This is a genomic window from Candidatus Aegiribacteria sp. (assembly GCA_021108005.1).
Taxonomy (GTDB): Bacteria; Fermentibacterota; Fermentibacteria; order Fermentibacterales; family JCC-6; genus Aegiribacteria.
The window spans coordinates 1-4,174 of the sequence record JAIORS010000118.1; the positions used below are offsets into that span (position 1 = coordinate 1).

Here is a 4,174-nt window from a genome sequence, read left to right on the forward strand (position 1 = left end):
CGACTGGGATTATGTAATAACGATTGATAACGGTGAAGCGGATGGATACACCACGGTTATTACATATGCTTTAACTGAAAAACAATAATCTATAGAACAGTGTGATTTTACCGCTATATCAGGGGACACGCAGCAGAGTCTGCATGTCCCCTGATTATGTTTATCGTGTAGACAAACAATTTCCCAAAACAGCTCACCCGAGAAGAACGATACCAAATTCACGCACTTTTGCAAGCCGGACATGAAAAGGCAGAAATCGAATAAAGAGAAAAGAGAGAATACCATGGAGAATTTGCATGAACAGATCCAGGAGCTGAAGGATAGAATTGAACTGCTGGAAAAGGACAGCCCAAAAAATAAGTTATCGATAATTGTTTTTTCCGGTTCACTGGATAAACTTATTGCAGCTTTCATTATAGCAACAGGAGCGGCTGCGATGGGATCAGAGGTTACTTTATTTTTCACATTCTGGGGAACTGCTGCACTGAGGAAGAAATTCAGAGTAAAAAAAGATTTTATGTCCAGGATGTTCGGATTTATGCTTCCGACGGGATTCGATGAGTTAAAACTGTCAAAACTGAATATGGCCGGCGCGGGAACTTCTATGATGAAGCATCTGATGAAAAAGAAGAATATCGTCACACTCGCTGAATTGCTTGAACTCTCTCAGGAAATGAACATTAAGATCTTTATCTGTGAAATGTCAATGGATTTAATGGGGATGAAACACGAAGAGATGGTTGACTACAAGAATCTTGAATACTGCGGTGTTGCGAAATTTCTGGCAGAGGCTCATGAGAGCAGGAACAGTCTTTTCATATGATCTGATAAGCGGAAGAAAACCTGCTCTGGTTCTTTCTCCACATGAGTGCAACAACAGGGTGGGACAAGCTCCCAGTAAACTGAGAATACTTCTCAACGCCGGGATGTATTAATCCGTATATTTCCACCAGAGTTGCTGCTGTCGGTAAGATACCCTGGCGGCATTCACGGCCACGCCATGCCTGACTGTACGCTCCATAGTAAATGACCTGCTTCGCTCCCTTCGTCGGGATATGGGATGTTATCCGCGCGATCCACTCAATGGGATCCTGGACCTCGAAGTTCCTGGCTTAATCTGGTTGAAACATATTTTTCAAAAATAGCACGGACTTTTCTCAAACATATTTGTGTTGATTCTAAAGATGAACTCAAAGAGAGAATTCTTCAGGGAATTGCAGAGACAAATGCGGAACCCGTTGTTCACCGCTGGAAGAATTTTGACTTCAGCGCGCAGTATTCGTAAAGGTTTAAATGATTCGATCTACTAGTCGGTCAGGAGGTCGCGAATTATTTCCTTGAAAAACTCGTTGTTGAGCAAAAGCACCATGATACAACCGGAATACATCTGCCGTTCTGAAAACAGAGAAGTTTAAGCTCAAGAAGCACCTTGACTATCACTGCAAAAGTTATCACATAGAATATGGGAGGTGATTGTCCTGCTCGTGTAGTTTCTCGGCACCGACCATGATCATACGAGTAATGGTATCAAGTACCGACGCGGGCGGATGGCGCCATGTCAGCATCGATTACGGATATCAAAGCCATTCCCGGAATAAGCACAGACGAGGCAGAGGTCATTCAGCGGGTGACGGAGATCTTCCCCTTTCGTACAACATCTCATTATCTCTCGCTTGTGGACTGGGAAGATCCTCATGATCCTCTGAGGAGAGTTGTGGTGCCTGATGAAGGAGAGTTGGAGTCAGGCGGGAGTCTCGATCCAAGCAGAGAGAAGAACTACTATGCTCTTCCCGGAATGCAGCACAAGTATCCTGATACAGTTCTGCTTCTTGTAAGCCACATGTGTGCCGGATACTGTCGGTACTGCTTCCGGAAAAGATTGTTTCTCCGAGAATGCACGAATGAGCCGCCCCCCGATATAAATGATTGCCTGGAGTACATTCGCAATCATCCCGAAGTGAGGAATGTACTGCTCACGGGCGGTGATCCACTCACTCTTTCAAGCAGACGGCTGATGGGAATCATTTCCCGGATCGTCAGGCTGCCCCGGATAGAGGCAGTCAGGATCGGCACGAGGATGCTGGCATGGGATCCCGGCAGAGTGATTGCAGATCGATATCTGCTTCATGAATTGGACAAGCTTGCTGGTGCGCAGCTCTATGTTATGAGTCATTTCACGCACTCCAGAGAACTGTGTGTAAAAGCTCTGGAGGCGATAAGTCTGCTCAGACGTTGTGGAGTGGCTATCTGCAATCAGACACCGATAATCAGAGGAGTGAACGACAGCGTGGATGCAATGGAGGATCTCTTCAACGCTCTTGTGGCAGCAGGAGTAGCACCTTACTACATATTCCAGGTAAGGCCAACAGTGGGAAACAGCATATACACGGTTCCACCATTAGAGGCATACACGATTATCAGAGAGGCTCAGAGTCGTTGCTCAGGACTTGCGGCCAGAGCCCGTTATGTCATTTCTCACCATACGGGAAAGCTCCATGTATGCGGGCTGACTGATGAGCATCTCGTAATGGTCTATCACAGGGCGGCCTTCCCGGGAGACAAGGGCAGAACGATTCTGGTGAAAAGGAGTATCGCGGACAACTCAAGTGCATTCTTCAGATTGGATCATCCCGGTTAAAGTACGAGATTCAGCGACAGCCAGTGAACAGTTATGCTTTACGATGCATGACGAGGGTATCCGGCATTAACGGCCACGCCATGCCTGACTGTACGCTCCATAGTAAATGACCTGCTTCGCTCTCTTGTAGATCACTGTCTTTGAGTTATCGTTAAAACTCATCCTCTTCAAGTGAGAATGGAGCCCTTGATATGTATTTGCTCGATCTTCCGGCATCTTGACATCAAGCTCAATTTCCACTCTTATATTCACTGGGGCTCACCTCCAGGTTTTTCAAATTGTTAGGCTTGTTTTTTATTACCTGTTATGTGATGCCCCTTTCTTCTTCAAATGTCAAACCTCAAGAATTTCGGACGCTCTCAAGAATTTGTACTTGAGAAGGGAGTTAACCGGATGTATACAAGCAACAGCGATCATGATGATTCCCCGGATCTCGAAATGGCTGAAGCTAACATAGAGAGAATGACTCAACGTACAGATAATTCATCCGGTCAGAAGAATGACGAAAGAAAAAAAGTGCTTTTAAAAACAGGTATTCTCGGAATCCTGTTCATACTGATGATTGTTCTGGTCATACTCGGTATCATGGCCGGCAATTCCGGAGTAGATTCATTCCGCAACGAGGAGGAATTCGCCCTGACTCCGGCCCAGGAATTCTACTGGGTTGTTATGATGATTAACAGACAGGTTGATGCAGACGGTTCCTATCCTGAGGATCTTCAGGATCAGTTTGATGAAGATAGATATGTATACTCCCGGAATCCAGATGGCTCATTCACCTTTACCTCAACCATCAGCGACAGCGTATACTCCTACACATCGGATATTGACGAAATACCTGAGGGACTGTTCTAGCCCGGAATATCAACATGAATCCGCTTTAGGAATCATAGGGTTCAAGAACCACCGCTACTCTTTCAAATCCCTGATATTGCGGTACGTTGGAGATAGCGTAATCAGGAGCAACTTCCATAATCGCATTCAGGATATCCATGTCTTTTGACCAGACACTGATTGTGATCCATGTGCCGGACCATCTGGCATATCCCGGCATTTCTCTACCGTTGTAGTTGTGGTAATTATCAAAAGAGAATCGAACGTTCCAATTCTCATAGTGCCTGTCCATGCTGAAGTCTTCAGGCAGGTATTCCTCCATTCCATCAGGAATTGTATTGAAGCTGATGCAATCCGGGGGGTACTCACCGTTTCCAGCGAAGTATGCCTGGGCCGCACTTAGAATAAGACGCGTATCACTGATCACAGAAGCAGCCTTAGCGTTGATTGTTAGATTGTTGTATTTCGGAATTCCAATGGCTGCGAGTATTCCGATAATAACAACCACAATCATAAGCTCAACAAGTGTAAATCCTTTTTTCATATTGCTCCTTATGTCCTTTGTTTACTAACATATAGTTTGTGCATAAAACATGCCAATCTCACTAATTATAGATGATAGAAATAAAACAACGCATAAACGTATTAGTATTCATTGAAATTCGCAATCTGCATCTCGAAGCTTTGAATTGACATGACCTG

The 4,174-nt window shown here is 45.0% G+C and carries 5 protein-coding genes and 1 pseudogene; 4 read left to right on the top strand and 2 right to left on the bottom strand.

Going from position 1 to position 4,174, the window contains the following annotated elements:
- The first annotated feature begins 241 nt into the window (after positions 1-241).
- The 3 genes and pseudogenes from K8S15_07390 (at position 242) to K8S15_07400 (ending at position 2,638) form a co-directional block, all read left to right on the top strand.
- Entirely contained in the window at positions 242-823 is a 582-nt protein-coding gene (locus K8S15_07390; protein ID MCD4775860.1) for a DsrE/DsrF/DrsH-like family protein, read from the top strand.
- A 282-nt stretch (positions 824-1,105) separates the two neighbouring features.
- Positions 1,106-1,285 (top strand): annotated as a pseudogene (locus K8S15_07395) (IS630 family transposase).
- Positions 1,286-1,555: 270 nt separating this feature from the next.
- A complete protein-coding gene (locus K8S15_07400) occupies positions 1,556-2,638 on the top strand; it encodes a KamA family radical SAM protein (protein ID MCD4775861.1) in 1,083 nt (360 codons plus the stop codon).
- A 66-nt stretch (positions 2,639-2,704) separates the two neighbouring features.
- Here K8S15_07400 and K8S15_07405 read toward each other — a convergent pair whose 3' ends face one another.
- Positions 2,705-2,890: a hypothetical protein gene (locus K8S15_07405; GenBank protein ID MCD4775862.1), complete on the bottom strand. Its 186-nt coding sequence runs from the start codon at positions 2,888-2,890 to the stop codon at positions 2,705-2,707.
- A gap of 141 nt (positions 2,891-3,031) precedes the next feature.
- Here K8S15_07405 and K8S15_07410 point away from each other — a divergent pair, with 141 nt between their 5' ends.
- On the top strand, positions 3,032-3,493 hold the full coding sequence (locus tag K8S15_07410; GenBank protein MCD4775863.1) for a hypothetical protein: 462 nt from the start codon (positions 3,032-3,034) through the stop codon (positions 3,491-3,493).
- Between the two features lie 25 nt (positions 3,494-3,518).
- Here K8S15_07410 and K8S15_07415 read toward each other — a convergent pair whose 3' ends face one another.
- Complete coding sequence (locus tag K8S15_07415) at positions 3,519-4,016, bottom strand: prepilin-type N-terminal cleavage/methylation domain-containing protein (GenBank protein ID MCD4775864.1); 498 nt, start codon at positions 4,014-4,016, stop codon at positions 3,519-3,521.
- Between the last annotated feature and the right edge of the window lie 158 nt (positions 4,017-4,174).

What these genes read in the sequence shown, in the direction of transcription:
- K8S15_07415 (MCD4775864.1), bottom strand. Translation starts at nt 4,016, where the DNA reads ATGAAAAAAGGATTTACACTTGTTGAGCTTATGATTGTGGTTGTTATT.
- K8S15_07400 (MCD4775861.1), top strand. Translation starts at nt 1,556, where the DNA reads ATGTCAGCATCGATTACGGATATCAAAGCCATTCCCGGAATAAGCACA.
- K8S15_07410 (MCD4775863.1), top strand. Translation starts at nt 3,032, where the DNA reads ATGTATACAAGCAACAGCGATCATGATGATTCCCCGGATCTCGAAATG.
- K8S15_07390 (MCD4775860.1), top strand. Translation starts at nt 242, where the DNA reads ATGAAAAGGCAGAAATCGAATAAAGAGAAAAGAGAGAATACCATGGAG.